The organism is Pseudomonas sp. SA233 (assembly GCF_054792385.1).
Genome location: NZ_CP096449.1, coordinates 1,546,326 through 1,563,001, shown reverse-complemented (window position 1 = coordinate 1,563,001; position 16,676 = coordinate 1,546,326). Strand labels below are relative to the sequence as shown.

Sequence of the window (16,676 nt, the reverse complement as noted above, 5' to 3'; positions counted from 1 at the left end):
GGCCGCAAAGCGGCCCCAAAATCTCAAAGCTCGAACCCGAGCATCACCGCACACCCCACCAAAAACACACAGAACATCGCCCGCAACACCTTCTCCGGCAACGCATGAGCCAACTTCACCCCCCAGCTGATACTCAGCAAGCCGCCCACCGCCAAGGGGATCCCTACCCCCCAGTCAACACTGTGGTGCACCCCGTAGGTCACCAGGGTTACCAAGGTACTTGGCGCCGCCAGCGCCAGCGACAGCCCCTGCGCCACCACCTGGGTGGTACCGAACACACTGGTCAGAATCGGCGTGGCTACCACAGCCCCACCCACCCCGAACAAGCCGCCCATGGTCCCGGCAAAGCTGCCCAGTACACCCAGCCAAGGCCAGGCATAGCGCAACTCGGCGCTGGGCGGCGTTACCTTCATGAACATCCGCGCAACGTTCCACACCGCCAGTGCCACCAGGAAGCCGACGAAGCCCAGGCGCATGGAATGCGCATCCAGCCCGACCGCCCAGATCGACCCCAGCCAGGCGAACACGAAGCTGCACAGCGACAGCGGTACCGCATGGCGCAACTCGATGCGGTTACGCTGGTGATAACGCCACAGCGCCAGCAGTACATTGGGCACTACCATCACCAGCGCAGTACCCTGCGCCAACTGCTGGTCCAGGCCGAACAGCACGCCCAGCGCCGGAATCGCGATCAGCCCGCCGCCAATGCCGAACAGGCCACCCATGGTCCCCAGGGCTGCGCCCAACACGATATATAACAACCACTCGATCATCAGGGGCCTCATCCGCCTGTACACATAATGCGAGCATGCTATCGATTGCGGGCTGGTGGGGAAACGCACAGCAGCGCACAATGGCTGCGCGTTTTTCGCAAAAGCAAGGCAGCCATGAGCCCCGATACCCTGACCGACCAGCTAAGCCTGTTCCTCGATGTGCTGGAAACCGGCAGTTTTTCTGCCGCCGCCCGCCGCCATCCGCTGACGCCTTCCGCCGTGGCCCGCCGCATCGACAACCTGGAATGCGCCGTGGGCAGCCGCCTGTTCACCCGCAGCACCCACGCCGTGCGCGCCACGCCTGCCGGTAACGCCTTTGCCGAACGGGCCAGGCGCATCATCGAGGAACTGCGCCTGGCCCGCGCTGAAGCGGTGTCGCTGAGCAATGCCCCCGAAGGCCTGATCCGCATCGACGCCCCCGCCGCATTCGGTCGCCGCCACCTGGCCCCGGCCATCGCCGATTTCCTGGTCGCCTACCCGGGCCTGGATGTGCAACTGCGCCTGATCGACAGCTTCGTCGACCTGCATGGCAGCCACCTGGGCGAGGTCGACCTGGTGCTGCGCGCCGGCCCCCTGGCCGACACCCGGCTGGTCGCCACGCCACTGGCCTACATGGTGCGCATCGCCTGCGCCAGCCCGGCCTACCTGGCCAGCCGCGGCATGCCCAGCTGCCCCAGCGAGCTGCCAGGGCACGACGGCCTGGACTGGGACGGCCTTGCGCCACCATTCGCCTGGCGTTTCAACGTGGCCGGGCAAACCCGCCTGTTCCGCCCCTCACGCATGCGCATGGCCGCCAACAACGCCGAAACCCTGCTGTTCGGTGCGCTCGCAGGCTTAGGCATAGCCCACCTGCCTACTTGGCTGATCAGCGAATACCTGCTGCGCGGCGAGTTGATACCGTTGTTTTGCGACGGTGGCTTGCCCAAAGCGGAAACCAGCGGTATTTACGCACTTCGCCTGGAACATGAAACGAACTCTCGCAGCCGTTTGCTGCTCGAATTTCTCAAGAGCCGCTTCAGCCCGATTCCACCCTGGGACCTGGCCTTGCGCAGTGAACTGCGCGAATAAAGCGCGCACTAACGATCCGCGTGCCAGACTTTCCCATTGATTACCTTCAAGGACCTGCATGAACGCCGACACCCAAGCCTCCTGTGACGAGCTGCTGCTGGACAACCAGGTCTGTTTCGCCCTGCACTCCACCTCGTTGCTGATGACCAAGGTCTACAAACCGCTGCTGCAGGCCCTGGGCCTGACCTACCCGCAGTACCTGGCCATGCTCGTGCTCTGGGAGCACGATGGCCTGACCGTAGGCGAGATCAGCCAGCACCTGCTCACCGACCCCGGTTCGCTGACACCGCTGCTCAAGCGTCTGGAGAGCGAAGGCCTGCTGCAGCGCAACCGCAGCCGCGAGGACGAACGGGTGGTACTGGTGCAGCTGACCGACAAGGGCCGCGCCTTGCAGCAGCAGGCCAAAGAAGTGCCGCAGTGCATCCTCAAGGCCAGCGGGCGCAGCCTGGAACAGCTGCAACAGCTGCAGGCCGACCTGCTGGCGCTGCGCGAGAACCTGCAGAAAACCCTCTGACAGCTATGCTGTGCGATGGCCGTTCAGATGAACGGTGATGATTTATCTTGCGCACTAACTAATTGCGCGCTAATTTAAATCCCACACCAACCCGCGCCCTCCTCCAGACGGGGAGCGCACAGCACATTAGCGAGGCTCAAGATGCAAAAGGTCACTCCGCTGTACATCGCAGAAGCTACCTCCACCGGTGGGCGCGATGGCAAATCCCGCTCCAGTGACGGCAAGCTGGTAGTCAGCCTGAGCACCCCCAAGGAACTGGGCGGCGCAGGCGGTGACGGCACCAACCCCGAGCAGATGTTCGCCGCCGGTTACTCGGCGTGCTTCATCGGTGCCCTGAAGTTCGTGGCCGGGCAGGAGAAAAAAGCCCTGCCGGCGGACGCCTCGATCACCGCGAAAGTGGGCATTGGCCAGATTCCAGGTGGTTTCGGCCTGGACATCGACCTGCACATCAACCTGCCGGGCCTGGCCCAGGCCGATGCCGAAGGGCTGGTGGAAAAGGCGCACAAGGTGTGCCCGTACTCCAACGCCACCCGCGGCAACGTGGATGTGCGCCTGCACGTGAACGTGTAAGGCTGGCAGCCCCTCATGTAGGAGCGGCCTTGTGTCGCGATGGGCCGCGAAGCGGCCCCAGGATCGGCCTGCGAAAGCAAGTATTCCTGTGAGATCGTCAGGGCCGCTTCGCGCCCCATCGCGACACAAGGCCGCTCCTACAAGGGGAAGCGTGCCGCGGCCTGGAAGTCTGCAGGCATTAAAAAACCCGGCCAAGGCCTAATGCCAGTCAGTTAAGACTGACGCTTTGAGCTTTAGCCCGTAGGCCGCAAAATCCGATGCTTGGAAACGAGCATCGGATTTTTTATGCGCCTGTCACAAGCCCTCTCCCTCACTCACGAAATGGCATCGCGGCCACATGCCCTCGAGGGGCTGGGGGCGTTGCTCGATCCTGATCTTGTGCAACAAGCTTTTGAGACGGCAGGTGTCGCGACCATTCGCAAGCGACGCCTCCCGCTTGAGAGCCTGGTGTGGTGCATCATCGGCATGGCGCTGTTCCGCCGTATGTCGGCTTGGGATGTCGTAAACCACATGGACATCATGCTGCCGGGCAAGAGGCCTCTGGTGGCCCCCAGTGCTGTTGTACAAGGGCGGCAGCGACTGGGCAGTGAAGCTGTACGTGAAGTTTTCACGCTCACTCAGCAGCGGTGGCACGAAGAAACCAAGCACCCGCACTGGTTGGGCTTGACGCTGCTTGGTGTGGACGGTGTTGTCTGGAGTACGCCTGACACAGCTGAAAACCGTGCGTTTTACGGGGGCGCTACCAATCAGCATGGGGATGGCGGTTTTCCTCAGGTTAGGATGGTCTGCCAGATGGAGCTGACCAGCCACTTACTGATAAACAGCACTTTCGAGAGCTACCACAGTAGTGAAATGAAGCTGGCAGAGCAGCTGATCGCGACCACGCCGAACCACTCGCTGACCCTGTTCGATAAAGGTTTCTATTCGTTGGGCTTGCTGCACCACTGGCAGTCACAAGGTGAGCATCGACACTGGCTGATCCCTGTGAAAAAGGGCACTCAGTACGAGGTGGAACACACGCTAGGACGCAACGATGCCGTGGTCGTCCTGCGCACATCGCCCCAGGCCCGCAAGCAATGGCCAGGCTTGCCGCTGGAAATGCGGGCACGACTGCTGAGCAAAACAATCAAAGGAAAGGTTGTGAGTGTCTTGACCTCAATGACCGATGCGCAGCGCTTCCCTGGCGATGAGATCGTTGATCTTTACAGTCAGCGCTGGGAAATCGAGCTGGGTTATCGGGAGATCAAACAAGGACTTCTGGGGGGCGAATACACCCTGAGAAGCAAGACGCCGGAGATGATTGCGCAAGAGCTGTGGGGCGTGCTGTTGGGCTACAACCTATTGCGTTATCAGATGGTGCAGATGTCGAGACAGTGCCCAGGCGTGTACCCATGCGAGATGAGCTTTACCGCTTGTAGCTGGGCGATTCTGGGCTTGCTGCATGGCACGTCATTAAACCATCCCGGCAACTTGCCAGGTTTTTTGGCAGATCTGCAGGCGTCAGCGGCTCAGTATGTCCTACCCCATCGGCGACCCGATCGATGGTTCCCCAGAGTGGTGAAGCAGCGCCCTGCAAAATATCCGACCCGAAAATGAAAATGCCAGTCAGCTTAACTGACTGGCATTAGGCCAAGGCCGGGTTTTTTGCGTTTCACAAGAAGGATTACTTCTTGGAACGGCCTTTGAAGCTGTTGTCGCGAGTGTCGATATCGATCCACTCGTCGATCTGGATGAAGTCGGCAACCGAGATCTCGGTACCGTTCTTCAGCTTGGCAGGCTTCATGACCTTGCCCGAGGTGTCGCCGCGTGCAGCGTTCTCGGTGTAGACAACCTGGCGGCTGATGGTGGTCGGCAGTTCAACCGATACCAGGCGGCCTTCGAAGAACACGGCTTCGCAGACGTCTTCCATGCCTTCTTCGATGTACGGCAGAACGGCTTCGATGTCCTCGGCGTTCAGTTCGTACATGGTGTAGTCGGTGGTGTCCATGAAGGTGTATTCGTCACCGTTGATGAACGACAGGGTCGCTTCTTTGCGATCCAGGATCACGTCGTCCAGCTTGTCGTCTGCACCGTAGACGGTTTCGGTCTTGTAGCCGGTCAGCAGGTTCTTCAGCTTGGTCTTCATGATCGCGCTGTTACGGCCCGACTTGGTGAACTCAGCTTTTTGAACCAGCCACGGGTCGTTGTCGATCCGCAGGACGGTACCGGGTTTCAGTTCTTTACCAGTTTTCATTACGAAGTATCCGAATCTGGATGGATTTATAAAAATCGAGGCCGCGTATCATAGCGAATTTCAGTAAAAGTGTACTAGCGCTGTGGCAAGGTCCGGCTGAGCGGCCTGTCGCGCCGCCCAAAGCCGGGCATGCTGCTGCAGTTCCGGCCAGTGCTGACGGGCTGCCTGCCAGGCCTGGCCCATGTCGCGGTCCATGTTCCAGGCACGCCACAGGCCAAGCAGGGCGGCATCGGCATCGCCTGACAACCCCTGTCGATAATGCGCGAGAAACGCTTCGAGCTTTTCCCAATGGGCATTCTCGTCCTGCACGTAAATGTGCCACAGCATCGGCTGCCCGGCCCACTGCGCGCGCACGAACGAGTCTTCGCCGCGCACGGCATTGAAATCACAGCTCCACAGCAACCGGTCGTAGTCGTCCTGGCTGACGAAAGGTAGCACCTGCAGGGTCAGCGCCCCGCGCTTGCGCACGCTGCCCACCTGCAGTACCGCCTCGCCAAGCCACTGGCCGAGCCCCGCGACAACGCGCCCTTGCGGCACCAGCAGGTGGCAAGGTTGCTCGCCTGAGGCCAGGGCATCAAGCCAGTTGCCCAGTTGCGGGTTTTCGTAGGCGAACAGGGAAATCAGCAACGCCCCCGCTTCAGGGTTTACACCAAGCCCCTGCAAGAAGGCCTGCCGTGCGCCTTGCTGGAACGCATCACGCCGCGCCAGCAGCGAGCCCTCGCGCAGCAGGCCACCGGTCTTTTCGGTAAAGCCGGGAAAGAAAAACACCTTGCGCAAGCCATTGGGCTGCGGCGAAGGCAAGCCATGGCAGCCCTCCACCCAGTCCTCGGCACTGAGGTACTCGAGGTTCAGCCACAGCGGCGGCGTGACACGAGCACGCATTGCCTCCACATAGGCTGCTGGCAATTGGCAGGCGAAGGCACCGATTACCACATCAGCCGGCGCCACCGGCAACCAGGCTACCGGCCATTGGCGCACATCCACACCATGCTGCCACTGCTGCGGGGCGGTGGCATCGGCCCCGGGGCACATGGGCGTGAATGCATTGAGGTCATCCACCCACAGGCGCACAGCCAGGCCGTGCTCGGCCACCAGCTGCCGGGCCAGGCGCCAGGTCACGCCTATATCGCCGTAGTTGTCGACGACGCTGCAGAAGATGTCCCAAGTGGCTTTCATGTACCCTGCCCTCGCCCAGCGGAAAAACCGCGCATTCTGCGTATAAATTGTCGCTGACAAAAGCACCTGCGCGGAAAAATGCCCAGGCGCATGCGACAATGCACCCCGAACACCCTGCCAGGAGGCTGCCATGGCGCGCCACCGCGAATTGAAGATCACCCTCAAGCCGTTGCCGTTGATCGTGTGCGTTGCCTTTGGCCTGTGGCTGGGCGCCGTGGCGATCGCCGCCAGCCTGTGGCTGGCCCTGCAACTGTGGCCACAGCAGGTACAGCCACTGGCCCAAGCCGTGGCCCCCGCCGCGTACCGGCCTGCCGCGCCGCCAGCGCCAGCCCCTGCGGCGGATGCCCAGGCGGAAATGTTCGAACGCTACAAGGACATCCTGCACAAGCAGGAGCTGCAACAGGCCGCCGAGGCCGCCCAGGGCAACCCGCGCAACCTCAACAGCCCCAAGTGCCAGTTCTGGCTGCAGCAGAACCGCACCGCGCCCACCGACAAAAGCCAGGCCAACGTGCTGGAGTTCTGTTACTGACCATGGACAAGCCCAGCCTGCTGGCGCAGATAGTTGCCACCCTCGAACAGGACCTGGATGTGCTGACCCGCGCGGCGCAAACTGCGTACGAAGCCGCCACTGCCGAAGAGAACATCGCCGAGAACAAGTACGACACCCTGGGCCTGGAGGCCTCGTACCTGGCCACCGGCCAGGCCCGCCGCAGCGCCGAGATCCGCAAGGCGCTGCTGACCTACCAGCAACTGCTGCTGCGCGATTACGACCCGGCACGCGGGGTGCAGGTGAGCAACCTGGTGACGCTGGAGGATGAAGATGGCGGGCAGCGCCGACTGTTCCTCGGGCCCGAGGCGGCGGGGTTGAAGATTGGCGAGGGGGATGGGCTGGTGACGGTGATTACCCCGCGCTCGCCGCTGGGGCAACAACTGGTCGGCAAGAAGGTTGATGATGAGGTAAACCTGGGGGCACAGGCATTGTTCATTGTTGATGTTGTCTGAACCGGCCTCTTCGCCCCTCAGGCCAGTGATACCCCTTGTAGGAGCAGCCTTGTGCTGCGAAGGGGCCATGAGCAACACAGAAGATCTTTTGCCTTACCGGCCCCTTCGCAGCACAAGGCTGCTCCTACACGGATTGCAAGGCATCGAACCGCCGCGCCAGCCCCTGCTCCTCGAACTGCTCCACCACAAAATCGACAAACGCCCGGGTCTTGCCCGGCAACAGCTTGTGCTCGGCGAAATACAGGCTGATATGCCCATCGTCCACATACCAGTCCGGCAGCACCCGCCGCAGCCGCCCGCCTTCCAGGTACGGCACGGCAAACGGCAGGCTCACCAGGGCAATTCCCAAGCCCTGCTCGGCCACCGCGCAAGCCGCATCCGAATCGCTCATGGTCATCGTCTGGCGCAACTGCAATGGCTGCTGCACCTGCCAACGGCTGGTCAACGGCCATGAGCGCACCCGACCAGTCTGCGGCGAGCGGATCAGGATACCGTCATGCCGTTGCAACACCTGCGGATCGTCAATCGGCGGGTGCCGGCCCAGGTACGCCGGCGCCGCCACCAGCACCCTGTGCGCCGGGGTCAGCTTGCGCGCCACCACCCCCGGCGGCAGATCGAAGCCACCACCAATCGCTGCATCGAAGCCCTGGCCAATCAGGTCGACCTGGCGGTTGTCGAAATGCCAGTCCGGAGTAATGGCCGGGTAGCGACGCAGGAACTCACCCAGCAATGGCAACACATACAAGCGCCCGAAAACCGTGCCCATGCTTACCCGCAACAACCCGGCCGGCTGGCCTTCGCTGCTGGCCAGGTTGGCCACGGCGTACTGGATAGTGCGGAAGCTGTCACTGACCTCCCCCAGAAATCGCTGCCCTGCCTCGGTCAGGGTCAGCTTGCGGGTACTACGCTGGAACAACCGCACCCCCAGGCGCGCTTCCAACTGGGCAACATGCTTGCCCACGGCAGCCGGGGTAATGCTGAGGCGCCTGGCGGCTTCGGCAAAGCTGCCGACTTCGGCACTGCGGATGAAGCATTCCAACGCGTTGAATGATTCCATGGCCATGATTGGCAACCAAAGGTTTACTCTGCTGATAGTGATTGCCATCTTATCAGCAGGTAATCAAGCGCCGATACTGCGCCCATCCAAGGCATTCCGGCCTGGCTTCCAGCAGGAGATCAACATGTCCAAGCAACACTCACTCGAAGGCAAGGTGGCCCTGGTACAGGGCGGTTCCCGCGGCATTGGTGCAGCCATCGTGCGACGCCTGGCCCGCGAAGGCGCACAGGTGGCCTTCACCTATGTCAGTTCCGCCGGTCCGGCGCAGGAGCTGGTTGAGGAAATTACCAAAACCGGCGGCAAGGCGCTGGCCCTGCGTGCCGACAGTGCCGACGCGGCGGCCGTGCAACTGGCCGTGGATGACACCGTGAAAGCCTTCGGCCGGCTGGATATCCTGGTCAACAACGCCGGTGTACTGGCGGTAGCGCCGGTGACCGAGTTCGACCTGGCCGACTTCGACCACATGCTGGCGGTGAACGTGCGCAGCGTATTCGTCGCCAGCCAGGCCGCGGCACGCTACATGGGCCAAGGCGGGCGCATCATCAACATTGGCAGCACCAATGCCGAGCGCATGCCGTTTGCCGGTGGCGCCCCTTATGCCATGAGCAAATCGGCGCTGGTCGGCCTGACTCGCGGCATGGCCCGGGACCTGGGGCCGAAAGGCATTACCGTGAACAACGTGCAACCAGGGCCGGTGGACACCGACATGAACCCGGCCAGCGGCGAGTTCGCAGACAGTTTGATCCCGCTGATGGCGATCGGGCGCTATGGCGAGGCGGATGAGATTGCCAGCTTCGTGGCTTACCTGGCGGGGCCTGAGGCGGGGTATGTCACAGGGGCCAGCCTGACGGTCGATGGCGGGTTTGCAGCCTGAATGAAGGGTTGCCTGTGCTGGCCTCTTCGCGGGTAAACCCGCTCCCACAGGGATATCACAGGCCCCGAACCCAGTGGTGTACCTGTGGGAGCGGGTTTACCCGCGAAGAGGCCAGCACAGGCTTAACCGATCCCCGACCTCCAGCCCCCCCACTCTGCTCTGCCGCACAATGCATTGATGTAATGCCCGACACTTTCCGATAATCCCCCTTTACTCCTGCCCGCCACGAGAACTGCATGAACGCCCCCACTCTCAGCCGCGCCCTGATCCTGCTGATGGCCACCGCCACCGGCCTGGCCGTGGCCAGCAACTACTATGCGCAACCGCTACTGCACAGCATCGCCCAGCAGTTCGGCCTGAGCACCGCCAGTGCCGGCAGCATCGTCATTGCCGCGCAACTGAGCTACGGCGCCGGCCTGTTGCTGCTGGCGCCGCTGGGCGACCTGTTCGAGCAGCGCCGGCTGATCACCGTGATGACTGCCATTTCCACCCTTGGCCTGGTCATCAGCGCCTGCGCACCGAGCCTTCCCTGGCTGATACTTGGCACCGCGCTGACTGGGCTGTTCTCGGTGGTGGCGCAGATCCTCGTGCCCATGGCCGCGACCCTCAGCGAGCCACACCAGCGCGGGCGGGCGGTCGGCACCTTGATGAGCGGATTGCTGCTGGGCATCCTGCTGGCGCGTACCGCCGCCGGGTTCATGGCCGAACTGGGTGGCTGGCGCAGCATCTACGTGCTGGCCGCGCTGCTGATGGCCATCACCGCCGTGGCGCTGTACCGCAGCCTGCCACAACACCACAGCCATGCCGGGCTGAAATACCCAGCGCTGATCGGCTCGGTGTTCCGCCTGTTCCTCGAAGAACCGGTGCTGCGCCTGCGTTCTCTGCTCGGCCTGCTGGCATTCAGCCTGTTCGCCCTGTTCTGGACGCCACTGGCGTTCCTGCTGGCGAAAGGCCCGTATCACTATTCGGACGCGGTGATAGGCCTGTTCGGCCTGGCCGGTGCAGCGGGTGCACTGTCGGCCAACTGGGCGGGGCGCCTGGCTGACCGTGGCAAGGGTTCGCTGGGCACCACCGTGGGCCTGGTGGTATTGCTGCTGTCGTGGGTGCCGCTGGGCTTCGCCGAGCAGTCGTTGCTGGCCTTGCTGCTGGGCGTGCTGATGCTCGACCTTGCAGTGCAACTGGTGCACGTGAGCAACCAGAATGCGGTAATTGCCCTGCGACCCGAGGCGCGCACGCGGCTGAATGCCGGGTATATCACCTGCTACTTCATTGGCGGGGCCTTGGGATCGCTGCTGGGCACGCAGCTGTTCCAACGCCAGGGCTGGATGGGGATTGTGCTGGCCGGGTTGGTGATTGGCGGGCTGGCGTTGCTGGCGTGGGGTTTGGCCGAGCGCAAGCGCAAGAACGCTTTGCAGATCGCCTGAAGCCCATTGACCTGAGCGACAATGCACCGCACGACCCTCCGTCGCATGGCCGTTGACTTGCCTGCCCGGGCAGCGCTCAGTAGGCGCTGGTCAATGCCCTTTCCCTGACAGGACAACGTTATGACAAGACTCACGGTGCAATCCGGCGATTTCTTGCAAGGTGAAGGCGAGTATCGCAATGGATCGCTCACACTCAAGACCCCGCGCAGCCCCTCCCCGGGCGAGCGGATTTCCCTGGCACGCATCAGCGACCTGCGGCTGGCCAGCCTGGAATCCAGCCGCAGCCTGGGCAGTGCCCTGGGCTGGGGCGTGGCCGGGGCCCTGGTGGCCGGGCCGGTGGGGTTGCTGGCCGGGCTGTGGCTGGGTGGCAAAGAAGAGGAAGCCACCTTCCTGGCCACTTTCAAGGACGGGCGCAAGCTCATGGCCATTACCGATGGCAAGACCTGGTCGAAGATCGACGACAACTGGAAGCAGCACAGGCGGCCGGCCAGCAAAGGCTGACGGGATATCGCAGGGCCCGGATCGTTTTATGTTGAAGGCGGCTGTAAGATGCCGCCTTTTTCATGGCCTGTACTGGCCTCTTCGCGGGTAAACCCGCTCCTACAGGAACTGCGCCACTCTCAAGGGCAGCGCTGTTCATGTGGGAGCGGGTTCACCCGCGAAGAGGCCGGCGCAGGTGTCGCGCATCCAGGAGCCCCACCGCATGCCCCCGCGTCACCCTCGCCTGCCCCTGAGCCTGCTCAGCCTGGGCCTGGCCCTGCATTGCCCCCATGTGCTTGCCGAAGACAGCGTGCTACTGGCCCCGCTGCAGGTCTCCGATACCTACACCAACGACGGCTACCAGGTACGCCAGGCAGCAGTAGGCGGCTTCCAGCCCGCACCCTTGCTCGACACCCCGGCCTCGATCAGCGTATTCAGCCAGCAACTGCTGGAAGACCGCCAGGTACGCCAGCTCAGCGAAGTGCTGCAAAGCGACGCCTCGGTGGGCCAAAGCTACGCCCCCATCGGCTACTACGAAAACTTCAACGTGCGCGGCTTCGAGCTGAATGCCGCCAGCAGCTACCGAATCAATGGCCAGACCATCGCCGGCGAGCAGAACGTGGCCCTGGAAAACAAGCAGCAGGTGGAGCTGCTCAAGGGCCTGTCCGGGCTGCAGAGCGGCGTATCGGAGCCGGGCGGCCTGGTCAACTACGTGACCAAGCGCGCCGAAGACGTGCGCAGCGTCACGGTGTCGACCAACGAACAAGGCGAACGCTACCTGGCCACCGACCTGGGTGGCTGGTTCGGCAGCGAGCGGCAGTTCGGCCTGCGGGCCAACCTGGCTCATGAAGACATCCGCTCCTACGTCGACCACGCCGACGGCAAGCGCGACTTCGCCTCGCTGGCGTTCGACTGGCAGATCAACCCGGATGCCACCCTGCAGCTGGATGCCGAATACCAGCACCGTGAACAACGCTCGGTGCCGGGTTACCAGTTGCTCGGTGGCAGCGAAGTACCCCATGGCATCGACCCGGACGACCGCCTGGCCTACCAGCACTGGGCCAAGCCGGTGCAGAACGATTCGCTGAACCTGGGCGGGCGCTTCGAGTACCGTTTCAACGAAGCCTGGACCGGGACTTTGAGCGCCTCGCGCAGCAAGGTGGTGATTGATGACTACAGCTCGTTTGCCTGGGGCTCGAGCGAAGGCGCGTTCTTCGGCAGCAACGGCGACTACGACATCTACGACTTCCGCAGCCCGGACGACACCCGCCGTACAGATGAGGCGCAGGCCATGCTCAACGGGCGTTTCGATGGGCTGGGCGTGGGGCATGAGCTGACCGTGGGCACTAGTGCGCAGCGGCGCACGCTGGATCAGCGCCCCAGCTATATGGAATGGGTAGGTACAGGCAATATCCACACCGGTGCGCCGGCCTTCGATCCATCCGACAAGCCCATCAGGTCTAGCGAACGTCGCCTGGACAGCCGCCAGTACGGGTTGTTCGTGAGCGACCGCATCAGCTTCAACGAGCACTGGCAGACCGTACTGGGTGCCCGTGAAGTACGCCTGGACGAGAAAACCTGGAATGAGGACGGCGTTGCCGGCCGCCATACCCGGCAGTACGAACTGCTGCCCAACGCCGCGCTCATCTACAAGCCGCAGCCGGATACCACGGTGTATGCCAGCTATTCCAAAGGCCTGTCGGCAGGCGGTACTGCACCCTGGCTCGCCGAGAACAGATTCGAAATCCTGGCACCGACGACCTCACACCAACTGGAACTAGGCCTCAAGCATGACTGGCAAGGCCTGAGCTTCAGTGCCGCACTGTTCCAGATACGCCAGGCGTACCAGTACGCGCGCCCGGACGGCTCCGGCACTTTCACCTACGTGCAGCAAGGCCAGCAGAAGAACACCGGCCTGGAACTGGGCGCCAGCGGCTGGGTGACCTCGAACCTGCAGGTGCAGGCCAGCGCTGCGGCGATTCGGGCGCGGGTGCAGAACAGCGATACCGATGCCTATGAGGGCCACCAGGCGATCAACGTGCCCAGGTTCCGGGCGGCGTTGCAGGCGGAATACACCCTGCCGGTACCGGGGTTGGCACTGCTGGGCGGGGCGCGCTACAGCGCCAGCAAATATGCGAGCCAGGCGGGGAATGTGGAAGTTGGTGGGTATGCGGTGTTCGATGTGGGTAGCCGCTACCGTACGCGTATGGGGGGGTATGACACGGTGCTGCGGCTGACTGTGGATAACGTGTTCGACAAGCGTTATTGGCGCGATGTGGGGGATTACCTGGGGGATAACTACCTGTTCCAGGGAGCGCCGCGGACGGCTCGGCTTTCGGCTTCGGTCAGCTTCTAGAATTTTGGGGGCGCGTTGCGCCCCTTCGCGACACAAGGCCGCTCCTACAGGCGTACGCGGTCCCTGTAGGAGCGGCCTTGTGTCGCGAAAGGGCCGCAAAGCGGCCCCCAAAGGCCCAAAAACAAAAAGCCCCCGGCTTTTCAGCTCGGGGGCTCTTCGTAGAATGTGGCGGTGAAGAAGGGATTTGAACCCTTGATACGATTTCTCGTATACACACTTTCCAGGCGTGCTCCTTCGACCACTCGGACACTTCACCGTTTCTCTTCAAGCCTTGCAGCCTGTCGAGGTGCGCTAATTTAGTGAAAGACCTTCCCTTTGGCAAGCATTTTTTTCAATTTTTTCATGCATTTGCATTTGAGCCCCGGCGAACGCTGACCGACCAGTCAGCCTTACTGCTTTACCTCGCCCCTGGCGCTGGGTAACGTCGTCGCCACGCCAACAAAAGGACTCTGCCATGAGCGAGCTGATTACCTACCACGCCGAAGACGGCATCGTCACCCTGACCCTGAACAACGGCAAGGTCAACGCCATCTCGCCAGACGTCATCGCCGCCTTCAACGCCGCGCTCGACCGCGCCACCGAAGAGCGCGCGGTGGTGATCATCACCGGGCAGCCCGGCATCCTGTCTGGCGGCTACGACCTCAAGGTGATGACCAGCGGCCCCAAGGAGGCGATCAGCCTGGTCACCGCCGGCTCCACCCTCGCCCGCCGCCTGCTGTCGCACCCGTTCCCGGTAGTGGTCGCCTGCCCGGGCAACGCCGTGGCCAAGGGCGCCTTCCTGCTGCTGTCGGGCGACTATCGCATTGGCGTCGAAGGGCCGTACAAGGTGTGCCTGAACGAAGTGCAGATCGGCATGACCATGCACCATGCCGGCATCGAACTGGCCCGCGACCGCCTGCGCCGCTCGGCCTTCCACCGCTCGGTGATCAATGCCGAGGTGTTTGACCCGCAGGGCGCGGTGGATGCCGGCTTCCTCGACAAGGTGGTGCCGGCCGAGCAGTTGCAGGATGCAGCACTGGAGAAAGCGCGGGAGCTGAAGAAGCTGAACATGCTGGCGCACAAGCACACCAAGCTGAAGGTGCGCAAAGAGCTGCTGGAGGCGCTGGACAAGGCGATCGAGCTGGATCAGCACTATACAGGTTGACCGTACCGGCCTCTTCGCGGGTGAACCCGCTCCCACAGGGATATCGCATGCCTCAAGAGCAGTGAGGTACCCGTGGGAGCGGGTTCACCCGCGAAAGGGCCAGTACAAGCTTGCACCAGGGTTTGCCCCGACCAGTGCACATCCGTACACTGCCCGGCGACTGTCTGGTGTGAGTCGTACCATGCTTTATTCATTGCGCATGTTCCTGCTGGCGCTGCATTTCCTTGTGGTTGGGGCCCTGGGCCTGGTCGTTGGCCTGTGCCGCCCCTTCAACCCCGACAACAGCCGCGTCTTCGCCCGCCTCTACAGCCTGCCGGCCACCTGGCTGATGCGCATCAGGGTGAAGGCCGAAGTCGGCCCGCTGTGGGACCAGCCGCCAGGCTGCGTGATCGTCGCCAACCACCAGTCCAACTTTGACCTGTTCGTGCTAGGCCAGGTGGTGCCGCAGCGCACCGTCGCCATCGGCAAGAAAAGCCTGGGCTGGATCCCGCTGTTCGGCCAGCTGTTCTGGCTGGGTGGCAACGTGCTGGTCGACCGCAAGAATGCCTACCAGGCACGCAAGGCCATGCAGAAGACCACCCGGGTACTGCAGGACGACACCTCGATCTGGATTTTCCCCGAAGGCACGCGCAATCCCGGCGAGCACCTGCTGGCCTTCAAGAAGGGCGCGTTTCACATGGCCATCGAGGCGGGTGTGCCGATCGTGCCGGTGTGCGTCAGCCGCTATGCCGGGCGCCTCAGCCTGAACAGCTGGCGCCAGCGCACGGTGATCGTGCGCTCGCTGCCACCGATCGCCACGGCGGGCATGACCCTGCAGGACCTGCCGGCGCTGATCGAACAGTGCCGCGGGCAGATGCAGCAATGCATCGACCGCATGGAAGGGGAACTGGCCAAGAGCTAGGTTGCTCTTGAGCCCACTACAGCCCAAGCTGTAACCCGTGTCCAACCGGAATAAGCGAACAACCATGGGTCGAGTCGTGGCATCGGCGGTATACAGCGCCGGCAGAAAGGTCACCAACATCAGCATCGACGAAGGCAGCGAATGGGCACGCAAGCCAGGGCATTTTGTGTGGATTGGCCTGGAAGAGCCCAACGCTGAGGAACTGGCCAACCTGCAATGCCAGTTCAATTTGCACGAACTGGCCATCGAAGACGCCCTGGAAAAGCACAGCCGGCCCAAGCTGGAAACTTTCGGCGACGCCCTGTTCATCGTCACCTATTCGCCGGTGCGCCACGAAGGCAAGCTGGAGTTCATCGAAACCCACATCTTCGCCGGCAACGGCTACATCATCACCTGCCGCAACGGCCACTCCAAATCCTATGCCCTGGTGCGCCAACGCTGCGAGGCGCGGCCGTTGCTGCTGGAGCACGGCGAAGACTTCGTGCTGTACGCCCTGCTCGACTTCGTCACCGAGAACTACCAGCCGGTCAGCGAGGCCATTCATGGCGAGATCGAAGAGCTGGAGCAGAGCGTGCTCGGCGGTTCGCTGCAAGAGGACGATATCCGCCGCTTGCACAGCCTGCGCCGCGACATCCTGCGCCTGCGCCGCTACGTGGCACCGATGGTGGAAGTGAGCGAGGAACTGCAGCGCCTGAGCTTCCCGTTCATCGACAAGAACATGCGCCCGTACTTCCGTGACGTGCAAATCCACGTGACGCGGCAGATGGAAGACCTGGCAGGTATCCGTGACATCGCCAGCCAGACCATCGAGATCGGCATGCTGCTGGAGTCGTCACGGCAGAGCATCGTGCAGCGCAAGTTTGCAGCCTGGGCGGCGATCCTGGCGTTCCCCACGGCAATTGCCGGGGTTTACGGGATGAACTTCCAGAACATGCCGGAGTTGGGGTGGCACTATGGGTACTTCGGGGTACTGGGGGTAATCGGGCTGGGCTGTACCGCGTTGTATGCCAGCTTCAAGAAATCGGGCTGGCTTTGACCCCAGGCCCGGCGCGCTTCCTGTAGGAGCAGCCTTGTGCTGCGAAAAGGCCGGCAAGACCAACATAT

Annotated in this window: 17 protein-coding genes and 1 tRNA gene; 13 read left to right on the top strand and 5 right to left on the bottom strand. The window is 62.8% G+C overall.

Annotation, left to right across the window (positions count from 1 at the left end; translation table 11 throughout):
• Nucleotides 1-23: 23 nt before the first annotated feature.
• Complete coding sequence (locus tag M1D87_RS07260; protein WP_015269373.1) at nt 24-773, bottom strand: sulfite exporter TauE/SafE family protein; 750 nt, start codon at nt 771-773, stop codon at nt 24-26.
• A 114-nt stretch (nt 774-887) separates the two neighbouring features.
• Between M1D87_RS07260 and M1D87_RS07255 the strand changes: the two genes are divergently transcribed.
• The 4 genes from M1D87_RS07255 (at nt 888) to M1D87_RS07240 (ending at nt 4,521) form a co-directional block, all read left to right on the top strand.
• On the top strand, nt 888-1,841 hold the full coding sequence (locus M1D87_RS07255) for a LysR family transcriptional regulator (protein ID WP_123085313.1): 954 nt from the start codon (nt 888-890) through the stop codon (nt 1,839-1,841).
• Nucleotides 1,842-1,899: 58 nt separating this feature from the next.
• Nucleotides 1,900-2,355 (top strand): MarR family winged helix-turn-helix transcriptional regulator, encoded by a 456-nt coding sequence (locus tag M1D87_RS07250; RefSeq protein ID WP_003260416.1) that lies wholly within the window; start codon nt 1,900-1,902, stop codon nt 2,353-2,355.
• Between the two features lie 141 nt (nt 2,356-2,496).
• Entirely contained in the window at nt 2,497-2,925 is a 429-nt protein-coding gene (locus M1D87_RS07245; protein ID WP_123085314.1) for an organic hydroperoxide resistance protein, read from the top strand.
• 285 nt (nt 2,926-3,210) lie between these two features.
• Nucleotides 3,211-4,521 (top strand): IS4 family transposase, encoded by a 1,311-nt coding sequence (locus M1D87_RS07240; protein ID WP_024086280.1) that lies wholly within the window; start codon nt 3,211-3,213, stop codon nt 4,519-4,521.
• Between the two features lie 67 nt (nt 4,522-4,588).
• On the opposite strand, the gene efp is transcribed toward M1D87_RS07240, so the two are convergent.
• A complete protein-coding gene (efp, locus tag M1D87_RS07235; RefSeq protein WP_013971530.1) occupies nt 4,589-5,158 on the bottom strand; it encodes an elongation factor P in 570 nt (189 codons plus the stop codon).
• 60 nt (nt 5,159-5,218) lie between these two features.
• Nucleotides 5,219-6,334, bottom strand: a complete 1,116-nt coding sequence (gene earP, locus M1D87_RS07230; protein ID WP_123085315.1) for an elongation factor P maturation arginine rhamnosyltransferase EarP — start codon at nt 6,332-6,334, stop codon at nt 5,219-5,221.
• 130 nt (nt 6,335-6,464) lie between these two features.
• On the opposite strand from earP, the gene M1D87_RS07225 reads away from it, so the two are divergent.
• Together M1D87_RS07225 and M1D87_RS07220 are read left to right on the top strand one after the other, a co-directional pair.
• Nucleotides 6,465-6,863 (top strand): hypothetical protein, encoded by a 399-nt coding sequence (locus M1D87_RS07225; protein WP_013971528.1) that lies wholly within the window; start codon nt 6,465-6,467, stop codon nt 6,861-6,863.
• Nucleotides 6,864-6,865: 2 nt separating this feature from the next.
• Nucleotides 6,866-7,336, top strand: a complete 471-nt coding sequence (locus M1D87_RS07220; RefSeq protein WP_023662567.1) for a GreA/GreB family elongation factor — start codon at nt 6,866-6,868, stop codon at nt 7,334-7,336.
• Nucleotides 7,337-7,460: 124 nt separating this feature from the next.
• Here M1D87_RS07220 and M1D87_RS07215 read toward each other — a convergent pair whose 3' ends face one another.
• Entirely contained in the window at nt 7,461-8,399 is a 939-nt protein-coding gene (locus tag M1D87_RS07215; protein ID WP_039614935.1) for a LysR family transcriptional regulator, read from the bottom strand.
• A gap of 118 nt (nt 8,400-8,517) precedes the next feature.
• Between M1D87_RS07215 and M1D87_RS07210 the strand changes: the two genes are divergently transcribed.
• The 4 genes from M1D87_RS07210 to M1D87_RS07195 all read left to right on the top strand — a co-directional run bounded on the left by M1D87_RS07210 (nt 8,518) and on the right by M1D87_RS07195 (nt 13,527).
• Nucleotides 8,518-9,267, top strand: a complete 750-nt coding sequence (locus M1D87_RS07210; protein WP_096010006.1) for a 3-oxoacyl-ACP reductase family protein — start codon at nt 8,518-8,520, stop codon at nt 9,265-9,267.
• Nucleotides 9,268-9,503: 236 nt separating this feature from the next.
• Nucleotides 9,504-10,691, top strand: coding sequence for an MFS transporter (locus tag M1D87_RS07205; RefSeq protein ID WP_039614933.1), 1,188 nt, complete (start codon nt 9,504-9,506; stop codon nt 10,689-10,691).
• Between the two features lie 120 nt (nt 10,692-10,811).
• Nucleotides 10,812-11,192, top strand: a complete 381-nt coding sequence (locus M1D87_RS07200; RefSeq protein WP_015269367.1) for a hypothetical protein — start codon at nt 10,812-10,814, stop codon at nt 11,190-11,192.
• Nucleotides 11,193-11,394: 202 nt separating this feature from the next.
• On the top strand, nt 11,395-13,527 hold the full coding sequence (locus tag M1D87_RS07195) for a TonB-dependent siderophore receptor (protein WP_123085316.1): 2,133 nt from the start codon (nt 11,395-11,397) through the stop codon (nt 13,525-13,527).
• A gap of 166 nt (nt 13,528-13,693) precedes the next feature.
• On the opposite strand, the gene M1D87_RS07190 is transcribed toward M1D87_RS07195, so the two are convergent.
• A tRNA-Ser gene (locus M1D87_RS07190) sits at nt 13,694-13,783 on the bottom strand.
• A 198-nt stretch (nt 13,784-13,981) separates the two neighbouring features.
• On the opposite strand from M1D87_RS07190, the gene M1D87_RS07185 reads away from it, so the two are divergent.
• The 3 genes from M1D87_RS07185 to M1D87_RS07175 all read left to right on the top strand — a co-directional run bounded on the left by M1D87_RS07185 (nt 13,982) and on the right by M1D87_RS07175 (nt 16,608).
• A complete protein-coding gene (locus M1D87_RS07185; protein ID WP_013971521.1) occupies nt 13,982-14,671 on the top strand; it encodes a crotonase/enoyl-CoA hydratase family protein in 690 nt (229 codons plus the stop codon).
• Nucleotides 14,672-14,852: 181 nt separating this feature from the next.
• Nucleotides 14,853-15,572, top strand: a complete 720-nt coding sequence (locus tag M1D87_RS07180) for a lysophospholipid acyltransferase family protein (protein ID WP_039614931.1) — start codon at nt 14,853-14,855, stop codon at nt 15,570-15,572.
• 64 nt (nt 15,573-15,636) lie between these two features.
• Nucleotides 15,637-16,608 carry a magnesium and cobalt transport protein CorA gene (locus tag M1D87_RS07175; protein ID WP_015269363.1) on the top strand — a complete coding sequence of 324 codons (972 nt, stop codon included), beginning with the start codon at nt 15,637-15,639 and terminating at the stop codon, nt 16,606-16,608.
• Nucleotides 16,609-16,676 lie beyond the last annotated feature (68 nt).

What these genes read in the sequence shown, in the direction of transcription:
- M1D87_RS07260 (WP_015269373.1), bottom strand. Translation starts at nt 773, where the DNA reads ATGATCGAGTGGTTGTTATATATCGTGTTGGGCGCAGCCCTGGGGACC.
- M1D87_RS07255 (WP_123085313.1), top strand. Translation starts at nt 888, where the DNA reads ATGAGCCCCGATACCCTGACCGACCAGCTAAGCCTGTTCCTCGATGTG.
- M1D87_RS07250 (WP_003260416.1), top strand. Translation starts at nt 1,900, where the DNA reads ATGAACGCCGACACCCAAGCCTCCTGTGACGAGCTGCTGCTGGACAAC.
- M1D87_RS07245 (WP_123085314.1), top strand. Translation starts at nt 2,497, where the DNA reads ATGCAAAAGGTCACTCCGCTGTACATCGCAGAAGCTACCTCCACCGGT.
- M1D87_RS07240 (WP_024086280.1), top strand. Translation starts at nt 3,211, where the DNA reads ATGCGCCTGTCACAAGCCCTCTCCCTCACTCACGAAATGGCATCGCGG.
- efp (WP_013971530.1), bottom strand. Translation starts at nt 5,158, where the DNA reads ATGAAAACTGGTAAAGAACTGAAACCCGGTACCGTCCTGCGGATCGAC.
- earP (WP_123085315.1), bottom strand. Translation starts at nt 6,334, where the DNA reads ATGAAAGCCACTTGGGACATCTTCTGCAGCGTCGTCGACAACTACGGC.
- M1D87_RS07225 (WP_013971528.1), top strand. Translation starts at nt 6,465, where the DNA reads ATGGCGCGCCACCGCGAATTGAAGATCACCCTCAAGCCGTTGCCGTTG.
- M1D87_RS07220 (WP_023662567.1), top strand. Translation starts at nt 6,866, where the DNA reads ATGGACAAGCCCAGCCTGCTGGCGCAGATAGTTGCCACCCTCGAACAG.
- M1D87_RS07215 (WP_039614935.1), bottom strand. Translation starts at nt 8,399, where the DNA reads ATGGCCATGGAATCATTCAACGCGTTGGAATGCTTCATCCGCAGTGCC.
- M1D87_RS07210 (WP_096010006.1), top strand. Translation starts at nt 8,518, where the DNA reads ATGTCCAAGCAACACTCACTCGAAGGCAAGGTGGCCCTGGTACAGGGC.
- M1D87_RS07205 (WP_039614933.1), top strand. Translation starts at nt 9,504, where the DNA reads ATGAACGCCCCCACTCTCAGCCGCGCCCTGATCCTGCTGATGGCCACC.
- M1D87_RS07200 (WP_015269367.1), top strand. Translation starts at nt 10,812, where the DNA reads ATGACAAGACTCACGGTGCAATCCGGCGATTTCTTGCAAGGTGAAGGC.
- M1D87_RS07195 (WP_123085316.1), top strand. Translation starts at nt 11,395, where the DNA reads ATGCCCCCGCGTCACCCTCGCCTGCCCCTGAGCCTGCTCAGCCTGGGC.
- M1D87_RS07185 (WP_013971521.1), top strand. Translation starts at nt 13,982, where the DNA reads ATGAGCGAGCTGATTACCTACCACGCCGAAGACGGCATCGTCACCCTG.
- M1D87_RS07180 (WP_039614931.1), top strand. Translation starts at nt 14,853, where the DNA reads ATGCTTTATTCATTGCGCATGTTCCTGCTGGCGCTGCATTTCCTTGTG.
- M1D87_RS07175 (WP_015269363.1), top strand. Translation starts at nt 15,637, where the DNA reads ATGGGTCGAGTCGTGGCATCGGCGGTATACAGCGCCGGCAGAAAGGTC.